Source organism: Curtobacterium sp. NPDC086286 (assembly GCF_044746255.1).
GTDB lineage: Bacteria > Actinomycetota > Actinomycetes > Actinomycetales > Microbacteriaceae > Curtobacterium.
The window spans coordinates 112,347-129,265 of record NZ_JBIVBW010000009.1; the positions used below are offsets into that span (position 1 = coordinate 112,347).

General features: G+C 71.7%; 19 protein-coding genes. 8 read left to right on the forward strand and 11 right to left on the reverse strand.

Going from position 1 to position 16,919, the window contains the following annotated elements; all coding sequences use genetic code 11:
- Window positions 1-66: 66 nt before the first annotated feature.
- Window positions 67-1,164: a type I restriction endonuclease gene (locus tag ACIPKM_RS16440; protein WP_071296557.1), complete on the reverse strand. Its 1,098-nt coding sequence runs from the start codon at window positions 1,162-1,164 to the stop codon at window positions 67-69.
- A 288-nt stretch (window positions 1,165-1,452) separates the two neighbouring features.
- On the opposite strand from ACIPKM_RS16440, the gene ACIPKM_RS16445 reads away from it, so the two are divergent.
- Entirely contained in the window at window positions 1,453-1,629 is a 177-nt protein-coding gene (locus ACIPKM_RS16445; RefSeq protein ID WP_175473744.1) for a hypothetical protein, read from the forward strand.
- A 215-nt stretch (window positions 1,630-1,844) separates the two neighbouring features.
- On the opposite strand, the gene ACIPKM_RS16450 is transcribed toward ACIPKM_RS16445, so the two are convergent.
- The 5 genes from ACIPKM_RS16450 to ACIPKM_RS16470 all read right to left on the reverse strand — a co-directional run bounded on the left by ACIPKM_RS16450 (window position 1,845) and on the right by ACIPKM_RS16470 (window position 5,644).
- Window positions 1,845-2,207 (reverse strand): NYN domain-containing protein, encoded by a 363-nt coding sequence (locus ACIPKM_RS16450; protein ID WP_175475942.1) that lies wholly within the window; start codon window positions 2,205-2,207, stop codon window positions 1,845-1,847.
- A 390-nt stretch (window positions 2,208-2,597) separates the two neighbouring features.
- Entirely contained in the window at window positions 2,598-3,794 is a 1,197-nt protein-coding gene (locus ACIPKM_RS16455; protein ID WP_071296554.1) for a peptidoglycan DD-metalloendopeptidase family protein, read from the reverse strand.
- A 152-nt stretch (window positions 3,795-3,946) separates the two neighbouring features.
- Entirely contained in the window at window positions 3,947-4,423 is a 477-nt protein-coding gene (locus tag ACIPKM_RS16460; RefSeq protein ID WP_071296553.1) for an SRPBCC domain-containing protein, read from the reverse strand.
- Window positions 4,420-4,809: a helix-turn-helix transcriptional regulator gene (locus ACIPKM_RS16465; protein ID WP_071296552.1), complete on the reverse strand. Its 390-nt coding sequence runs from the start codon at window positions 4,807-4,809 to the stop codon at window positions 4,420-4,422. Before ACIPKM_RS16465 ends, ACIPKM_RS16460 begins: the two co-directional genes overlap by 4 nt.
- Before the next feature lie 79 nt (window positions 4,810-4,888).
- The gene (locus ACIPKM_RS16470; protein ID WP_071296551.1) at window positions 4,889-5,644 is read right to left on the reverse strand and encodes a helix-turn-helix transcriptional regulator; all 756 of its coding nucleotides are present in this window, start codon (window positions 5,642-5,644) and stop codon (window positions 4,889-4,891) included.
- 76 nt (window positions 5,645-5,720) lie between these two features.
- On the opposite strand from ACIPKM_RS16470, the gene ACIPKM_RS16475 reads away from it, so the two are divergent.
- Window positions 5,721-6,560, forward strand: coding sequence for a sulfite exporter TauE/SafE family protein (locus ACIPKM_RS16475; protein WP_071296550.1), 840 nt, complete (start codon window positions 5,721-5,723; stop codon window positions 6,558-6,560).
- Between the two features lie 27 nt (window positions 6,561-6,587).
- Window positions 6,588-8,489, forward strand: coding sequence for a gamma-glutamyltransferase family protein (locus tag ACIPKM_RS16480; RefSeq protein WP_071296549.1), 1,902 nt, complete (start codon window positions 6,588-6,590; stop codon window positions 8,487-8,489).
- Window positions 8,490-8,508: 19 nt separating this feature from the next.
- Here ACIPKM_RS16480 and ACIPKM_RS16485 read toward each other — a convergent pair whose 3' ends face one another.
- Window positions 8,509-9,552 carry an NAD(P)-dependent alcohol dehydrogenase gene (locus ACIPKM_RS16485; protein WP_229085801.1) on the reverse strand — a complete coding sequence of 348 codons (1,044 nt, stop codon included), beginning with the start codon at window positions 9,550-9,552 and terminating at the stop codon, window positions 8,509-8,511.
- Window positions 9,553-9,827: 275 nt separating this feature from the next.
- Between ACIPKM_RS16485 and ACIPKM_RS16490 the strand changes: the two genes are divergently transcribed.
- From ACIPKM_RS16490 to ACIPKM_RS16500, 3 genes are all read left to right on the forward strand, one after another.
- Entirely contained in the window at window positions 9,828-10,268 is a 441-nt protein-coding gene (locus tag ACIPKM_RS16490; RefSeq protein WP_071303323.1) for an OsmC family peroxiredoxin, read from the forward strand.
- A 99-nt stretch (window positions 10,269-10,367) separates the two neighbouring features.
- The gene (locus ACIPKM_RS16495; protein WP_229085802.1) at window positions 10,368-10,625 is read left to right on the forward strand and encodes a hypothetical protein; all 258 of its coding nucleotides are present in this window, start codon (window positions 10,368-10,370) and stop codon (window positions 10,623-10,625) included.
- 52 nt (window positions 10,626-10,677) lie between these two features.
- Window positions 10,678-12,183: a threonine/serine exporter ThrE family protein gene (locus ACIPKM_RS16500; RefSeq protein WP_071296545.1), complete on the forward strand. Its 1,506-nt coding sequence runs from the start codon at window positions 10,678-10,680 to the stop codon at window positions 12,181-12,183.
- A gap of 152 nt (window positions 12,184-12,335) precedes the next feature.
- Here ACIPKM_RS16500 and ACIPKM_RS16505 read toward each other — a convergent pair whose 3' ends face one another.
- Complete coding sequence (locus ACIPKM_RS16505) at window positions 12,336-13,010, reverse strand: TetR/AcrR family transcriptional regulator (RefSeq protein ID WP_071296544.1); 675 nt, start codon at window positions 13,008-13,010, stop codon at window positions 12,336-12,338.
- A 168-nt stretch (window positions 13,011-13,178) separates the two neighbouring features.
- Here ACIPKM_RS16505 and ACIPKM_RS16510 point away from each other — a divergent pair, with 168 nt between their 5' ends.
- On the forward strand, window positions 13,179-13,502 hold the full coding sequence (locus tag ACIPKM_RS16510; RefSeq protein WP_402737137.1) for a hypothetical protein: 324 nt from the start codon (window positions 13,179-13,181) through the stop codon (window positions 13,500-13,502).
- A 65-nt stretch (window positions 13,503-13,567) separates the two neighbouring features.
- Here ACIPKM_RS16510 and ACIPKM_RS16515 read toward each other — a convergent pair whose 3' ends face one another.
- Window positions 13,568-14,479, reverse strand: a complete 912-nt coding sequence (locus tag ACIPKM_RS16515; RefSeq protein WP_071296596.1) for an SDR family oxidoreductase — start codon at window positions 14,477-14,479, stop codon at window positions 13,568-13,570.
- Window positions 14,480-14,673: 194 nt separating this feature from the next.
- Between ACIPKM_RS16515 and ACIPKM_RS16520 the strand changes: the two genes are divergently transcribed.
- Window positions 14,674-15,492, forward strand: coding sequence for a hypothetical protein (locus ACIPKM_RS16520; protein ID WP_402737138.1), 819 nt, complete (start codon window positions 14,674-14,676; stop codon window positions 15,490-15,492).
- Window positions 15,493-15,502: 10 nt separating this feature from the next.
- On the opposite strand, the gene ACIPKM_RS16525 is transcribed toward ACIPKM_RS16520, so the two are convergent.
- Together ACIPKM_RS16525 and ACIPKM_RS16530 are read right to left on the reverse strand one after the other, a co-directional pair.
- A complete protein-coding gene (locus ACIPKM_RS16525; RefSeq protein WP_071303320.1) occupies window positions 15,503-16,285 on the reverse strand; it encodes an endonuclease/exonuclease/phosphatase family protein in 783 nt (260 codons plus the stop codon).
- A gap of 25 nt (window positions 16,286-16,310) precedes the next feature.
- Window positions 16,311-16,871 carry a sigma-70 family RNA polymerase sigma factor gene (locus ACIPKM_RS16530; protein WP_402737139.1) on the reverse strand — a complete coding sequence of 187 codons (561 nt, stop codon included), beginning with the start codon at window positions 16,869-16,871 and terminating at the stop codon, window positions 16,311-16,313.
- Window positions 16,872-16,919: the final 48 nt, after the last annotated feature.

Sequence of the window (16,919 nt, forward strand, 5' to 3'; positions counted from 1 at the left end):
CAATCGCGTAAATAGCTAGTCGGGGCCGGATACCGAATCTCATCAGAGGGGAGACTGCCGGGGTGATCACTTCAGGTAGCTGGCGACACTGGCGCGTATTGCGTTCGCGTGGAGGTAGATGTCGTCGAGCGCCTCGATCGGGTGCTTGGTCTCGACCTTGTTCTCGTCGAACAGCCCGAGGTACTTCTGCTTCTTGCCGTTGAACCACAGACGAGCGATCGGCTTGCGGTTGTTGTCGTCGAGCAGGACGGCGAAGTACGACTTCTGGTCGCGGTGCGCGATGCGGTCCGGCTTCACCTCGCTGCAGGCGATCGCCTTGACGATCTGGTACCCCTCGAGTTCCTCGAGCGTGGTCTCGATCTCGGTGTCCCGGTCGAGATCGTCCTCCGCGACTGCCGCGCTCGTCATGGCCTCCGCAGGTGCTTCCGCTCCGACCGGGGACGTGTAGGAGGCGCCGAGAGCCGTCTTGAGGCGATCGTTGACCTGCTCGTTCAGGAACTGCTTCGACGCCTTCGCGACGAGCGTCGTGAACTGCGTCCGCGCCTCCTGGGTGAAACGGCCGTCGTACACACGAGAGGCGAAGAGTCGGACGAAGTCTTCCTCCGGCTCGCGGAATTGCGCGGCGATCGCTCGCTTGATCGAGCCGACGTACTTGAGCTCTTCCGCCGCGCTGATGACCGAGTCGAGGTCGAAGACGTCCTTCGTGAGCTTGCTCAACTCCGGGAGGAGCGTCTCGTCGATGTCAGCGAGGTCCAGCACCAGGAACGGCCGGTCATCCATCTTGTTCGGCGCATCGAGGTCCGTGTAGAAGTTGTAGACCTCGCCGTTCGTGAGCACCGCGATGCGGGCGTTGGTGACGGAGAAGTAGCGGAACAGCTGGGAGGCGTGCTCGATCTTCAGCGGTTCGGTGGACTTCTTGCACTCGATGAGGATCTGCACCTCGCCGTCGCGCATGATCGCGTAGTCGACCTTCTCGCCGCGCTTCACACCGACGTCGGCGGTGAACTCCGGTACGACCTCGAGCGGGTTGAACACGTCGTAGCCGAGGATCGTTGAGATGAACGGCATGACGAACGCGTTCTTCGTCGCTTCTTCGGTCTGGATGGCCTCGCGCTGGTTCTGCACCTTCGTGGCCAGTGCAGCAAGGCGTTCTTCGAACTCCATCGTTCCTCCCCTGGGTCGATCCAACGTTAGTTGAAGACCTGTCACCAATGCGATCGCTCGCGCCCCCAATTCGCGGGCAGTGACCAAGCTACTGCAGGTGGAACATCACACATCATCACCGTAGGCTGCTGTATGGGGCGGCGGTCGCCGGACGATCGTCCCGGGCAAGATTGAAGCCCACCACCGCTGCAACGGTGATGGGCTTCGAGTTGCTCTCCGAGTGGAGTGCCAGAGGGACACGCGACGTCCCGAGCGTTTCGCTCGGAACTAGCATACGTGACCCCGGTCATGGACGCACCCCTCGGCACCCCGCTCCTCGTGTCCGCCGGCGCTGACACACCGGAGGTGGTCTCGATGTCGAAGGACAACGGGTCCGAGCCCAGGCGTCGGATGTCCTGGCTGCCGGTCGCGAGCTTGCTCGTGGCCGTCACCAGGCTCCTGCTCGACGTCTGGCGGCGGGACTGAGACGGCGGCCCGCACTCGGCACGAGTGCGGGCCGTTCCGACTGGAGGGACGTCGCCGAGGTCCGGGACTGTCGACTGGAGCAAAGCAGTCCGTGCTGGTGTCGCGCGTCGGCCACGAGTCGAGCGAGCGGCGCAGACGAGACGGCGGCAAGGTCCCGCGCTTGCTCGTGGCCGGCCTCTCGGATAGCGTGTGTGCCACACCCCCGGATGTCTCGACTACCGGGCGCGAAGCCCCGCCTCCGGCGGGGCTTCTGTACTTCTGGTCACCCAGCGCTTCGGCCGGGTGACCGTGCCGTGGGCATCCACGATCCGCTCGGGCAGCTGCGCCGCCAGCATCGACGCCGCGCGAACATGCCGCACGTGATCGGGAGCGAGAGCGAGCAAGCTCCGAGCGGGTGCCGCCGTCGGGCTGATCAACCCGATCTCGACATCGGCGCGCTCCCGTGCCAGCCGCAGCGCATCGACGAAGTCCGAGTCGTTCGACAGGACGAACACCGCGTCCACGCTCCCGCTCATCGCGTCGCAGACGAGGTGCGCGGCCAGGCTGACGTCCGACCCCTTCTCCTCGATCTTGCGCACCCGCACGGTTCGAGGAGATCCGTCGGCCTGCAGCTCGAGCGGGCTGACGGCCATCCACCGACGATTCGACCGAAAGGTCCCGAAGTGCAGGGAGACCCCCGGAACGGTTGCGAGTACGCGGTGAAGTACCGGACGTGGACCACCTCGAAGTCCGGGAGCAAGAGCTCGCAGAGCCGTCGGACGTCGAGCCACCGACACTCGGGCCGCTGTTCGAGCGCGCGGCGGTAGAGGTTGAACCCGTCGATGTATATCCCTGCGCGCTTGGCTCCCGTCACATGACGATCGTGACATGTGATGTGCGGGAGTCGATCAGGCTGTGGATTTCCTCGCCCCCGGGGGCGAACGACGACGAACGGCCCGCACCGGTCCAGTGCGGGCCTTTCCCCGGCGTCAGCGGAAGTGCAGCAGCGTCAACGGATCGAAGAGTGACCCCGCCCGCCGCGTCTCCACATGCACGTGCGGCCCCGTCGACTGCCCGGTGTTCCCGGACCGCCCGATCTCGCTCCGCACGGACACGATCTGCCCCTGCTTGACCTCGATCTTGCTGAGGTGCGCCGTGAGCACGGTGACGTTCCCGTAGGTCACGACGATGTAGTTGCCGTACGAGGCGTTGTTCGCGACGGTGCTCGTCACGGTGCCGGTCCCGGAGGCGTACACGGGAGTGCCCACCGCGACCGGGGCATCGGCACCCTGGTGGTAGCGCGGGACGTGTCCGGCCCCGCGGTCGTCGCCGTAGCGCCCGGAGATCTTCGTGCTCGCGACCGGCCACATCATGCCGGTGACGGGCTTGGTCGACCACACCCGGGTGTCCTTGCCGCCGTAGAGCACGACGTTGCCGTCCACCTGCACCATGAGCGTGCCTGCGCCGGCCGTTCCGGTCCGCGAGTTCCAGAGCGTGACCTTCTTCTGGGCGGCGTCGCGGCCGACGACGGCGAAGTTGCCGTCCTTGCGGAGCTCGGCCCACGCGCCCTTGTGGCCGGCGGTGCCGGACTGCCAGACGACCTTGCGGTTCACGGTCTGCACGAGGTTGCCGTCGGCCTGCATGGAGAGGCGACGGGCACCGCTGGTGTCGGAGCTGAGCACGGTGCCCGAGTAGATCGAGTTGCCGGCGGGGACGGTGCCCTGCTGGCTCGTCCAGTTCACGATCGCGGTCTTGCCGGAGTAGAGCCCCATCGTGCCGTCGGCGCGGACGGCGAACGACGTGGACTGCGCGGTGCCGGCCGAGGCCCAGCGGACGATCCGCTTCCCGCCCCGCAGCAGGTCGACGGCTCGGTTGCGGCCGATCGTCACGATCGCGCCGGGCTGGTTCGAGGTGTTCGATGCCCAGAGCACCTGGTTCCCGACGCCGTACTCGACGAGGTTGCCGTCGCCCTGCAGGATCAGCCGGAACTGCCCGTTCGGCGAGGTCACCGAGTCCCCGGGCTGCAGCGTCGTGCCGGCCGGGACGGAGCCCTTGTAGACAACGGCGGCGGACGCCGGTTCGGCGATCCCGACGACACCGCCGGCGACGACGGCGATGGCCACGACCGCGGCGGCGAGTCGAGGGAGTCGGCGTGCGTGCGCGACGGAGGACGGTGTGCTGGTCATGGAACCCCTGATCTGGAACCGGCCGAGCCCCTGCGCGGCCGTTCGGCGACGTGCTCTCGACACGCCGCCGAACGATGGTCACCTTTTCGTGACGAGTCCACAACCCCGTTGCCCGGACCGGACAACCCCAGTTCCGGGGGCAACGGCCGTCGTCACGGGGCCTGGAGGAACTCCTTCGGCGACGCCAGCAGCGCCTCGAGCTTGTGGAACGACTGCGTCCAACCGGCGATGTTCATGTCGCGCATGACCTCGGGGAAGGGGCCCTGGGTGAGCGTGACGATCGTGCCGTCGCCGTCCTCGGCGAACTCGAGCGTGAGGGACAGCGGCGTCCCGTCCTCGATCCCGGGGATCCCCTGGGCGGTCGAGGTGCCGACGATGATCCGGTTCTCCTCGATCTGCTCGAGCGCCGAGCTCACCGGCGACGTCCACTCGGGGTTGTCGTTGCTCACCATCGTCAGGTTCCACGCCCCGCCGGCCCGGGCGTCGACCTCGACGGTGGCTGCCGGGACGTGGAAGCCGAGCGGCCCGAACCACAGTGCGAGCAGGGTGGGGTCGACGAAGGCGCGGTAGACGTCCGCGACGGGGTACGCGAACCGGTGTGTGGCGTGGGCGGTGAACTGTTCGGTCATGACTGCTCCTGTTGGTCGACGGACGTGACGGTCGGTGCGGTGGACGCGCCACCCACCGGGGCGGGCGGTCGCTGGGAGGCGAGCAGCGCCTCCAGGCTGTCGAACCGGCGGTCCCAGTCGGGCCGCAACCGGCCCACCCAGGTGCCGAGCTCGTCGACGGCCTCCTCCCGGAGGCGGCACGTGCGCCAGGTGCCGTGCCGTTCGCGGGTGATGAGGCCGGCGCGTTCGAGGATGCCGAGGTGCCGGGAGATCGCCGGCGCACTGACGTCGAACGGTGCCGAGAGGTCGGTGACGGTGGCTTCGCCCCTGCCGAGTCGTTCGACGATGCGGCGACGGATGGGGTCGGCGAGCGCCGACAGGACGGCGTCGGTGCGGTCGGTCTCCATCGTCGCCCCCTCGGTGAACCCTGCGGTTAATTAACCGCTGGGTTCAGTATGGGTGCGAGCTCGGTCCTGCGCAAGCCCCTCACCGGAACCGCGACGGCGGCGCACCGAACGCCTTCGTGAAGGCGGCGGTGAACGCCGCGGGGGTGGCGTACCCGAGCCGGCCCGCGACGTCCGTCACGCTGGACCGTCGGAGGGCCGGGAGGCTCGACAACAGACGCGCACGGACCCGCCAGCCCGCGGGCCCCACGCCCGTCGCCTCGCGGAAGTGCCGATCGAGGGTGCGCTCGGACACGGAGGCCGCGCGCGCCCAGTCCGCGTTCGTCACGTGGACGTCCGGGGCTGCCAGGTAGGAACGACACAGTTCGCGGAGGACCCCCTGCGGTGGCAGGGACACGGTGAGCGGGATCGGCGCCACCCGCTGCAGCTCGTGCAGGGCGAGCCGGACGAGCACCCCGTCCCGACCGGCCTCGTCGTAGGGGACCTCGAGCGCGTTCGCGGCGCGGAGGACCTCGCGCAGGAGCGGGCCGACCTCGACGACGGTGCAGACGGTCGGCCACCACGGGACGGCGTCGGGCTCGACGTAGAGGCTCCACGTCGTGACGTCGAGCATCCGCACCTCGTGCGCGACGCCCGCGGGGATGAGCACGGCGCGGTCGGTCGGCACCGTCCACGAACCCTCGTCGGTCTCGACGAGCATCACCCCGCTCGCGCCGTAGAGCAGCTGTGCCCGCCGGTGCTCGTGCCGGGCGAGCAGGTGGTCGGGCGGGTAGTCGGTACCGATCGGCAGGACGTCCACGGGGAGGCCGTCGAAGTCGGCCACGGACACGCTGCGCACACGGCAAGGCTAGGTCTCGAAGGAAGTTGCCGCGCATGCGATCGTCCGCCGCTCCCCTTCCGGCTGTGATGGAGGGGTGTCGTTCGTCGTGCTCGTCCTCATCGGTGTCCTCGTCGGGGTCACCACGGTCCTCTTCGGCTTCGGCGGCGGGTTCGTCACCGTGCCGATCATCACGGTGGCGGACGCCGCGCTCGGCGGGGACGCCGTCCGGGTGGCGACGGCGACCTCCGCGCTCGTGATGCTCGTCAACGCCGCGGTGGCGACCGCGTCCGCGCGCCGAGGTGCGCTCGCGCCGCTCCGGGGCCGGTGGACGCTCTTCCTGCTGCTCGGCGGCGGTGGGGTCGTCGGCGTCGCGGCGGCCCGGTTCGCCCCCGACGTGCTCATCCGGTGGGGCTTCGTCGTCTACCTCGCCGTCACGGTCGCGGACCTCGTGCTGCGCCCGGGGTTCCTCCGTCCCGGCCGTGCACGCCCGGGTGCCCCGGACCCGTCCGTGCAGTCGACCGCGGGCCGGGCGACCGCCGCCGACGTCCCGACCGGTGGCGGCCTGCCGACGGTGGCGGGCCTGCCGATCGGCGCCGCCGCGGCGTTCCTCGGGGTCGGCGGCAGCGTGATGACCGTCCCGGTGATGCGCCGAGCGGGTGCGACGATGTCCGCCGCGACGACCCTGGCGAACCCGCTCACCCTCGCGATCGCCCTGCCCGCGACCATCGCGACGCTGCTCGTGCCCGCCGGGGCCCTGCACGCGGCGGGCCTCGTCGGCGCCGTGGACGTCCGGGCGGCGGCAGCGCTGCTCCTCGGCGCCGTGCCGGTCATCGTCCTGCTCCGACGCCGTCCCCCGCACCTGCCCGAAGCCGTGCACGCGTGGGGGTACCTCGTGCTGCTCGTCGCCGCCGGTGTCGCCGTGGCTGCCGCCTGATCGGGACCGCGGGGACAGGATGGGAGCATGCCGAACCCCGCGTTCACGCCGCCCACCGCACACCCCACCCGCCCGGACATCCGCGGCACGTTCGGCACGGCGGCGGCCACGCACTGGATCGCGACCGCCACGGCGCAGTCCGTCCTCGAGCGCGGCGGGAACGCATTCGACGCAGCGGTCGCGGGGGCGTTCGTCCTGCAGGTCGTCGAACCGCACCTGAACGGCCCCGGAGGCGACCTCACCGCGGTGTTCGCCACCGCCACGGACCCGACGCCGACGGTGCTCGTCGGGCAGGGTCCGGCCCCGGCCGGCGCGACGCCGGAGCACTACCGCGCCGAGGGCCTCGACCTCGTCCCCGGTTCCGGTGCCCTCGCCGCCACCGTCCCCGGCGCCGTCGACGCCTGGCTCCTGCTGCTCCGCGACCACGGCACGTGGGAACTCGCGGACGTGCTCGCACCGGCGGTCGGCTACGCACGCGACGGCCACCCCGTCACACCCGCGGTGGTCCGGACGATCACCGCCGTGCAGGACCTGTTCCGGCAGCACTGGCCCACCTCCGCAGCGCAGTGGATGCCAGGAGGCGCGGTGCCCGTCCCCGGGGAACTGGTGCGCAACGAGGCGCTCGCCTCGGTGTTCGAGCGGCTCGTCGCCGCCGGTGCCGACGCCGACAGCCGGACCGCCCGCATCGACGCCGCCCGCGGCGAGTGGGCCGAGGGCTTCGTCGCCGAGTCGATCGACCGGTTCGTCCGCGAACCGCACCGGCACGCGTCCGGGACCGACCACGCCGGGGTGATCCGGGCGTCGGACCTCGCGGCGTTCCGGGCGTCCTACGAACCCGCGACGACGGCGGCGTTCCGCGGCTGCACGATCGCGAAGACCGGCCCGTGGGGTCAGGGCCCGGCGCTCCTGCAGACCCTCCGGCTGCTCGAACCGCTCGACGACGCTCGTCTCGACCCGTCGACCGAGCTCGGCGCGCACACGGTCGCCGAGGCCCTGAAGCTCGCGCTGGCCGACCGGGAGGCGTTCTACGGCGACGGTGACGTCCCCCTCGACGTGCTGCTCTCGGACGCGTACACCGACGCGCGCCGGGCACTGATCGGCGAGCGTGCGTCGGCCGAACTGCGTCCGGGGACGGTCGACGGCGTCGTGCACGCCATGCCGCCGGTCCGGACGTCGTACGCGACCGGTGCCGCGGCGGGGCTCGGCGAACCGACCGTGCAGGTCGCTCGGGACCGGACCCCAGCCGCGGCTGCCGCACCCGCCGCGCCCGCCGCGCCTGCTGCTCCCGCCGCTCCCGTCGAGGACCGCGGCGAGCCGTTCGTCGCACCGGACGGCGAGACCCGCGGCGACACGTGCCACATCGACGTCGTCGACCGCTGGGGCAACATCGTCAGCGCGACCCCGTCCGGTGGCTGGCTGCAGTCGTCCCCGACGATCCCCGAGCTCGGCTTCTGCCTCGGCACCCGGCTGCAGATGACCTGGCTCGAACCGGGCACGGCGTCGACGCTGCGCCCCGGCGAGCGCCCGCGCACCACACTCACCCCGACCCTGGTGCTCCGCGACGGCGAACCGGTCGCCGCGCTCGGCTCACCCGGCGGCGACCAGCAGGACCAGTGGCAGCTGCTGTTCCTGCTGCGGTGGATCGTCGGCGGGTACTCCCCGCAGCAGGCGATCGACGCCCCCGCGCTGCACACGACGTCGTTCCCGGGGTCCTTCTGGCCGCGCACGTGGGAACCGGCGGGGCTCGTGGTCGAGGACCGCCTCGGGGACGACGTGATCGCCGGCCTCGAGGCGCGCGGGCACGTCGTCACCCGGGCGGGCGACTGGGCACTCGGGCGGCTGTCCTGCGTGACGCGGGACCCCGCGACCGGCGTGCTCGGCGCTGCGGCGAACTCGCGGGGCGCGCAGGGCTACGCCGCCGGACGCTGACCGCCCCGAGGCGAGTGGGTCAGCGCGTCGGGACGACCACCGCGCGGCCCGAGAGCTCGCCGGCCTCGAGCTTCCGGTACGCCTCGAGCGCGTCGGACAGGGCGTAGCGCTCGACGTCGGGGACGATCTGCCCCGCCCGGTACATCGCGACGACCTCGTGCAGGTCCTCGATGGTGCCCCAGTACGTGTTCGTGATGGTCGACTCGTACGGCGTCCGGAAGAAGTTCCACTCGGTGGTGCCACCGGCGATCCCGACGACGGTGAACCGGCCACCGACGGCCATGGACGCCTGGGCGACCGTGATCGTCGGCGTCGCCCCGACGAAGTCGAACGCGGCGTCCACACCGCGGCCGCCGGTGATCTCGCGGATCGCAGCGGCCTGGTCCGGGCCGCCCGGCACCGTGATCGCCCCACGAGCAGCGGCGCGGTCCATGGCGTCCTGCTTCATGTCCGTCGCGATGACGGTCGCACCGGTGAGCGCCGTGAGGATCTGCACGGCGATCTGCCCGAGGCCGCCGAGTCCGACGACGAGGGCGTACTTGCCGCCGCCGGCCAGGTTCGGCAGGGAGTTCTTGATCGCGTGGTACGGCGTGAGGGCCGCGTCGCTGAGCGGTGCGGCGGCGACCGGATCGGCGTCGCCGAGCGGCACGAGGTTGCGCGCCGGCACGGTGACGTACTCCGCCATGCCGCCGTCGCGCCCGAGGCCGATGCCCATGTACGGGTTCGTGGCGGCGTTCTCGCAGTAGGTGTCCTGCCCCTTCGAGCAGTACGAGCAGTGCCCGCAGCCGACCGGGCCGTAGACGAGGTAGGCGTCGCCCACCGTGAAGCCGGAGACGCCGTCGCCGAGTTCCTCGACCCAGCCGGAGTTCTCGTGCCCGAGGACGAACGGGGGCTGCTGCGCGCCCGGCTGCCCCGCCTGGAACTCGCGGTAGACGGCGACGTCCGAGTGGCACGCACCGGCACCGGCGACCTTGAGGAGCACCTCCCCCGGACCCGGGGTGGGCTTCGGGACGTCCGTGAGGGACGGGAACGTCTGGAACTGTTCGAACACGACGGCGCGCATGGTGGGTCTCCTTTGAACACCCCCCAGATTACACCCGTCGTTCAGGGCGACACGTGTTGCGCATCCGGCCGGACCGCCGCGCGACCGGCGAAGAGCCCGCGGTCGAAGCGGGCACCGCCCGGACGCGATCGGCCGACCACCACTGTCCCCCATGCGCCCGATCGTCGGGCAGACCTGCGTCTTCCCCGAGAGCCGATGCGAGAACGGTCGTTCTCTGATTGACTCGGCGTCGGCGGTCCCGATCGGGACCGATCCCCCACACGAAAGGAGCGGCCATGCCCACGCGCACCGCACGCACTGCTTGGAACGGCGGCCTCGAGGACGGCACCGGCCAGGTCGAGCTCTCCAGCTCGAAGGTCGGCACGTACGACGTCTCGTTCCCGAAGCGCGCCGCCGAGGACGCCGACGGCACCACCAGCCCCGAGGAGCTCATCGCCGCCGCGCACTCCGCGTGCTACGCCATGCAGTTCTCCGCCGTCCTCGGTGAGGCCGGCGGCACGGTCGAGGCACTCGACGTCAAGGCCGACGTCTCGCTCGGCCCGGACAGCGCGGGCGGGTTCAAGCTCACCGGCATCGTCCTCACCGTGAACGGCGAGGTCTCCGGCATCGACGAGGCGGCCTTCCTCAAGGCCGCCGAGGACGCCAAGGCCACCTGCCCCGTCAGCAAGGCACTCACCGGCGTCGACATCACGCTGCACGCGACGTTCGAGCAGTAGGCGAGCGACGCAGGAGCCGTCACCTGATGACGGACTGGAGGCGCGGTGCCGGCTGGCACCGCGCCTCCCGTCCGTCGGTCACCACGTACGCTGGCCGACGTGATCCGACGTCTCTTCGCCACCCCGACCGGCATCGTGTTCTGGGCGGGACTCGTCGCCGTGGTCGCGGGACTCGTCGTCGCGGCCTCCGCGCCGCCGGCCGCGTTCGGGTGGTTCGCGTACGCCCCACTGTCGGACTACGCCTTCGTCGCGGGGACCAACTCGTGGCAGCGGGTCGTCGGGCAGCTGCTCGTCGTCGTGGGCGCGGTGGTCGCCGCATTCGCCGCCGGTCGGCTGAGCGTCCGTCGCCCGCGCTGAGGCGTTCAGCGCGCGTCCGGACTCGGCGGAGCGCGCCTGGCACGATGGCGTGATGGCCGAGCAGTCCCTCCCCGGAGCCAGACCCGGGCGTCCACCACGGCCACGCGTCCGGAGCCTCGCGCAGCACGACATCCGCGACGCCCGGGCACGCCTCCGCGGCACCATCTACGAAGAGGTCGTCCCCGACACCCGACCGCTCGAGCAGTACTCGCCGGTGCAGATCGTGGACTTCTGCCTCGACCTCGCCGAGGTGATGCTCGCGTCCGGTGCGGACACCCGCAGCGTCGAGACGGCCGTCGTCGCGGTGTCGACGAAGTGGAACCTCGCGCCGCTCGACCTCGACTTCTCCGGTAGCTCGGTGACGATCCAGTACGCACCGGCCGACCACCCGCCGCTCGTGAAGGTCCGCACGGTGCAGTCCGACGGATCCGACCTCGACCGCCTGGCGCGGGCGAACCAGATCGTCGACGACCTCGTCCACGACGAGCGCGACATGACCTCTGCCGTGAGCGCCCTGGTCGCGGTGCTCCGGCTCCCGCCGCGCTGGCCGCGGTGGACGGCCGACGTGGGGCTGTCGATCCTCGGCATCTCGATCGCGATGCAGGCCGGCGGTGGCTGGCGTGCCGGACTCGGCGCCTTCGTGCTCATGCTCGGGATCATCGTCTCGGGCCGGTGGCTGACCGGCCGGGGCTTCCCGCAGTTCTTCGTCTCCGGTGCGCAGGGTGCGGTGGCGTCGGCGATCGGCACCCTCGCGATCTGGGCGGGTGTGCTGCACCCGGGGCAGGCGGCGACGATGGTGGCCGCGCTCGTGGTCCTGCTTCTCCCGCACCCGTCGCTCGTCACCTGGGCGCAGGACGCGATCTCGGGTTTCCGGGCGATGGCGGTGGCCCGGGCGTTCTACATCGGGCTCGTCATCGCCGCGATCGTGGTCGGGGTACCCGCGGGCATCGCCGTGACGAAGTGGCTCCGGATCGAGGTCGACCCGTCCGGCATCGTCACGCAGACGCTGCCGCTGTGGGCGTCACTGCTGCTCACCGTGGTGTCGGCCGCGGCGAACTGCTTCGTGCAGCAGGCCAGCGCGCGGGTGATCCCGGTCGCGGTGGTCTTCTCGGTCGCCGCCGGTGCCGCGCTGCGGGGCCTCCGGGAGCTCGGCATCCCGTTGCTCGGTGCGACGTTCCTCGCCGCCGTGCTGCTGGGCGTCCTCGCGACGATCGCGGCCGCGCGGATGCGGACGGCGGTGGCGGCGATCTCCGTGCCGGCGTTCTGCGGCGCCCTGCTGCCCGGTGTCGCGGTGTCGAACGCGCTGCTCAACTTCATGTCCGGGTCGTCGAGTGCCGCGCTGGACTTCGTCGCGGCGGTCTCGGTCGCGCTGGCGATCGGGGCGGGGCTGGTCCTCGGCGGCCTCGTGGCGACGCCGGGGGCACGGCGGGCGCTCCGGCGGTCCCGACGGGTGGTCGTGCACTCCGTGCACAACGACACGACGGCCATCAAGGTCATCCGTGACTCGGGCTACGACCCCGGCAACGGCTCGGTGCCGCGGGGGCCGCGCCCGCGCTGACGGGCTGGCGCCGGCGCCGCGCCGGCCGGCGAGCCGGCCAGCCGACGACTTCACGGGCTGAGCGACATCTCACGGGCCGCGACGCGCGTGAAGTGTCGCCCAGCCCGTGAGAACGCGCACCGCCGCGTGACGCTGCGCGCCGCGGCGCGGCGTCAGAGCTCCCAGCCGCCGTCGCTCCACGTCGAGAGCCGCCGGGCCGCCTGCGGCTCGTACCGCTCCATCCAGCCCCGCTCGAGCCGCGCGACGGCCCGGTCGAACGCCGGCACGAGATCGAGGTCCGACCGCAGCAACGCCTGCAACTGGAGTCCCTCGTACAGCGCGATGAGCTGCTCGGCCCCTCGGCGCGGGTCCATCGTGTGCGGCGCCCGACCGACCGCGATGTCGTGCTCGAGGCCGCGCTTGATCTGCGCGTAGAAGAGCTGGTAGCGCGACCGGAGGTACGACGCCATGGGGTGCGCCGGGTTGCCCGCGACCGAGAGCAGCGCCACGAGGAGCCGCATGAGCGCCGGGTCCTCGGCGTTCGACGCGACGATCCCGCGCAGGAGCTGCACGGTCGAGCCGTCCCCGACCTCGCGCGCGACCTCGTCCATGCGGCCGCCGTTCCACCGGTCGACTGCGGCGAGCACGAGTCCGTCCCACGAGGGGAAGTGCTGCCGGAGCTCCTCGACGGTGATCCCCAGTCGCTGGGCGACGAGTCCCGCGTCGGCCTCGTGGAAGGGCACGTCCCGCAGCAGGTCGACGGTCGCCCCCACGATCGTGATCCGCAGGTGCAGGGTCGCGGCCGCGGCGGCTGCCGCCTGCGTGTCCGCGCTGGTGTGTTCGAGCATCGTGCCCTCCGTCGGTCCCCGGACGTCCTGTCCGTGTCGCCCCTGGGGGCAGGTCCATCCAAACGGAGATCGGGGGACACCAGAATCCCCGGTCCGGGTGTCGGCATGTCGGGGGACAAGCGATGCGGTTCGCAGCGCGTTCGCGGTCATCCGTGTGACGATGCCGTCATGACCCCGAACGACCCCACCGCGCAGGGACTGGCGACCATGGCCTCGGCCGGCTTCGAGTTCGGCGGCGACCCGGATCAGGTCGCCCACGACCTCCGGACCATGTGGGAGCAACTCGGGCGGCCGACCGGCGCGTTCGACGCCGCAGCCCGGGCGATCGCCGCGCTCCCGCAGCGCCCCGAGGTCCCGATCGCCGACCAGGCCCGGCGCCGCGCGTTCGAACGGGCCGTCGGCATCAACCCGGTCGAGGTCGAGCTGGCCGCGGCGCTGTCCGCGCGCGAACTGCTCGAGCGCCTGGCGCGCACCTGCACCGCGCCCTGCTGACGACCGACTGACGGGAGGGACGGTGCCAGCTGGCACCGTCCCTCCCGTCAGTCGCCGGGTCGCGACTACGGCGTCGGCATGCCCCCGTCGACGTGGAGCGTCTCACCCACGACGTACGACGACTCGCCGCTCGCCAGGAAGACGTACGCCGGCGCGAGCTCGGCCGGCTGCCCCCAGCGGCCGAGGTAGGTCTGCTCACCGGCGGACGGCAGGGCCTCCGGCGGCTGACCACCGGCGGGCTGGAGCGGGGTCCAGATCGGCCCCGGTGCGACGGCGTTCACGCGGATGCCCTTCGGCGCGAGCTGCGCGGCGAGGCCCTTCGCGAGGTTGTTCACGGTCGACTTCGTCGCCGCGTAGTGCACGAGGTGCGGCGACGGCGCGTACGCCTGGATCGAGGTCGTGTTGATGATGGTCGATCCCGGCTGCAGGTGCGGCACGGCCGCCTTCGTGATCCGGAACGTCGCGTAGACGTTCGTCTTGAACGTCTCGTCGAACTCCTCGTCCGAGATGTCCTCGATCGAGGACACGTTCTGCTGCTTGCCCGCGTTGTTCACGAGGATGTCGAGCCCGCCGAGCTGCTCGACGGCGTCCGCCACGAGCTGCTCGCAGGTCGCGAGCGAGGTGATGTCACCGGGCAGGGCGACGGCCTTGCGACCGGCGGCCTCGACGAGGGCGATGATCCGGTCGGCGTCCTCCTGCTCCTCGGGGAGGTACGAGATCGCGACGTCGGCACCCTCTCGTGCGTAGGCGATCGCGACGGCGGCCCCGATGCCCGAGTCACCGCCGGTGATGAGCGCCTTGCGGCCGGTGAGTCGACCGGAGCCGCGGTAGGTGTCCTCGCCGTGGTCGGCCGGGACGTTCTCCGCCATCTCCTCGTCGGTGCCGGCACCCTCGAGGTACTGCTCGTCGGGCTTCTTGTCGGCGTACATCTTCGTCGGGTCCTGCATGCTGTACTGGTCGATCTGCTGGTCCGTCATGCCGCCGACGGTACGCACGCGGCACCCCCGCACCGTCCAGGAGGCTGTCCCCCGTTCGGCCGACAGGCTCCCGTCGGTGGGGGCTGCCGAGGGCTCGTGACGCGTCACCGACGAATGTCACGGTCCGGTGACGACCAGGCCCCGATTCGGTAACACCCGTCGTCCAGACGGGTCGGGCGTCGTACCGTCGAGTGGTGACCTTCCGGACCGTGCTGGCGTTGAGCGCCGCCGTGCTCGCCTTCTCGGCCGGCACGGTCGCCGTCGACGGCACGGTCGGGACCGGGGTCGCAGCGACCCCGGCGAGCGCGGCCGAGCTCGGTCCGGACCCGGTGCACCACGAGCCCGTCCGGGTCACGAACGCGAAGCTCAAGCGGGTCGACTCGATCGAGCTCGACGCCGAATCGCTCGTGTTCCGGCGCGGCGACAAGACCGTGACCGAGGCGTCGATGCGCGACTCCCGCACGACGGTCAGCCTGCTGAACCGCCTGCTCGGCACCGCGTCGCGCACGCAGACGGCCGAGGGGGACGGCGGCGCGTGCTTCCCCGCCGGCACGACCTACACGTGGGGCGGGGCGGTCCGCGTGGCTGCCCTGACGTCCCCCGCCGCTGCCGGCAACGCGGTGGAGATCCGCGTCCTGCGCGAGACGGTGCGGTCCCGCTTCGGCGGCGACGTCGAACTGACCGGACCCGACGGTGTCCAGGTGGGCGACGACATCCGCACGGCGATCCGGGACGCCCCGAAGTCCGACCGGATGTCGTTCGGCTCCGCGGACGCCCGTGCGTTCCAGCTCCTGCTCGAGCCCGGGTGGGCCCCGCAGCACGACACCGCGAGCCCGCCCGACAGCCGCGGCACGGGCACCGAGACGGACACGAGCACGCCGTCCGACACGGACACGGACACGGAGTCCGCTGCCGCCGACCTCGGGACGAACGGCGTCTCCGCCCTGACCGACGACACCACGGTCACGGTGCTTGGGTCGCCGATGCCGGTGCACGCCAAGCGCACCTGCTGACCGACCCCGGTCAGACCCGCAGCGTCGCCACCACCGGGAAGTGATCGCTCGCGAACCACGTCTCCGGGCCGTCGTGGTCGATGACGACGCGGTCGACGCCGGCGATCCCCCGGGTGAACACCCAGTCGATGCGCTCCCCGGAGTCGACCGGCGGCTGCCAGTCGTTGAAGGTCGCCGTCCGGTCCGCCGGGTCGCCACCGACCAGCCAGGCGTCCTCGAACCCGGCCTCGACGAGCACCCGCGACGCAGGTCCCGCTCCGGCCGGCTCGTTGCAGTCCCCCGCCACGATGACCGGGCCGTCCGCCGTGCTCAGGCGTTCGACGATGAGCGCCGCGCTCCGCGCCCGGACGTCGTCCCCGTGCGGTCCGACCTCGTGGTCGAGGTGCGTCGTCAGGAGCGTGAACGCCTCGCCCTCGGCGTCGAGGAACCGCGCGTGGTTCGCCACTCGGGGGAACAGGCTCCCCCAGGTGTTCGACACGGGCTCGTCCGGGGTGTCCGAGAGCCAGAAGGCGCCCTCGTCGATCGGCCGGAGTCGGCTGCGACGGAAGAAGACGGCCGCGTGCTCACCGGCCGTGCCGCCCTCGCGCCCCTGGCCGACGTCGCCGTGGTCGGGCAGACCGGCGCGGAGGTCGTCCAGCTGGTGCGCGAAGGCCTCCTGGACACACACGAGGTCGGGGTCGTGCCGCCGGACCACGTCGAGCAGTACCGGCAACCGGGCGGGCCAGTCGTGGGCCGGATCCGGGTTCTTGACGTTGTAGGTCATCAGGGTGATCGGACGCGCTGCGTTGCTCACCCGTCGAACCTACCGACGGGCACGCTCAGGGCACCATGACCCGCCGCAGTGCGATGACCCCGTCGCGCGCCCGGGTCTTGGCGGTGCTGACCGGGACCCCGAGCCGCGCGGCGACCTCGGGCCCGGTCATCCCCACCAGGTGCCGCAGGACGACGGCGTCGCGCTGGCGCCCGGGGAGCGCGGCGACGGCGCGGCGGAGCTCGGCACGGTCGAGGACGCTCTCGGCCCGTTCCACGCTCGAGTGGTCCACGAGGTCGGCGTCCCTGGTACCGATCCGCAGGTCGCGGTCACGGTCCGCCCGGCTCTTCCGGACCCGGTCGATCGCCCGGCGCTGCGCGATCGTGCGGATCCACGCGATGGCCGAGTGCGCCGGGTCGAACCGGTCGGCGATCTGCCAGATCTCGAGGAAGACGTCCTGCACGACCTCTTCCGCCTGCCACGCATCGACGAGCTGGTGGCGGACGTACCGCTCGACGAGCGGTCGGAAGCGGTCGTGCAGCCGGGTGAAGGCGGCCCGGTCACCGGCGGCCACCGCGAGGAGGAGCATGCGTTCTTCGTCGCGCTTGGCGAGGAGTTCGTCGTTCACGACTCGAATGTCACATACTGCAAATGTACTCGCAAGTACACTCTGAGC

What these genes read in the sequence shown, in the direction of transcription:
- ACIPKM_RS16440 (WP_071296557.1), bottom strand. Translation starts at nt 1,164, where the DNA reads ATGGAGTTCGAAGAACGCCTTGCTGCACTGGCCACGAAGGTGCAGAAC.
- ACIPKM_RS16445 (WP_175473744.1), top strand. Translation starts at nt 1,453, where the DNA reads ATGGACGCACCCCTCGGCACCCCGCTCCTCGTGTCCGCCGGCGCTGAC.
- ACIPKM_RS16455 (WP_071296554.1), bottom strand. Translation starts at nt 3,794, where the DNA reads ATGACCAGCACACCGTCCTCCGTCGCGCACGCACGCCGACTCCCTCGA.
- ACIPKM_RS16460 (WP_071296553.1), bottom strand. Translation starts at nt 4,423, where the DNA reads ATGACCGAACAGTTCACCGCCCACGCCACACACCGGTTCGCGTACCCC.
- ACIPKM_RS16465 (WP_071296552.1), bottom strand. Translation starts at nt 4,809, where the DNA reads ATGGAGACCGACCGCACCGACGCCGTCCTGTCGGCGCTCGCCGACCCC.
- ACIPKM_RS16480 (WP_071296549.1), top strand. Translation starts at nt 6,588, where the DNA reads ATGCCGAACCCCGCGTTCACGCCGCCCACCGCACACCCCACCCGCCCG.
- ACIPKM_RS16485 (WP_229085801.1), bottom strand. Translation starts at nt 9,552, where the DNA reads ATGCGCGCCGTCGTGTTCGAACAGTTCCAGACGTTCCCGTCCCTCACG.
- ACIPKM_RS16490 (WP_071303323.1), top strand. Translation starts at nt 9,828, where the DNA reads ATGCCCACGCGCACCGCACGCACTGCTTGGAACGGCGGCCTCGAGGAC.
- ACIPKM_RS16500 (WP_071296545.1), top strand. Translation starts at nt 10,678, where the DNA reads ATGGCCGAGCAGTCCCTCCCCGGAGCCAGACCCGGGCGTCCACCACGG.
- ACIPKM_RS16505 (WP_071296544.1), bottom strand. Translation starts at nt 13,010, where the DNA reads ATGCTCGAACACACCAGCGCGGACACGCAGGCGGCAGCCGCCGCGGCC.
- ACIPKM_RS16510 (WP_402737137.1), top strand. Translation starts at nt 13,179, where the DNA reads ATGACCCCGAACGACCCCACCGCGCAGGGACTGGCGACCATGGCCTCG.
- ACIPKM_RS16515 (WP_071296596.1), bottom strand. Translation starts at nt 14,479, where the DNA reads ATGACGGACCAGCAGATCGACCAGTACAGCATGCAGGACCCGACGAAG.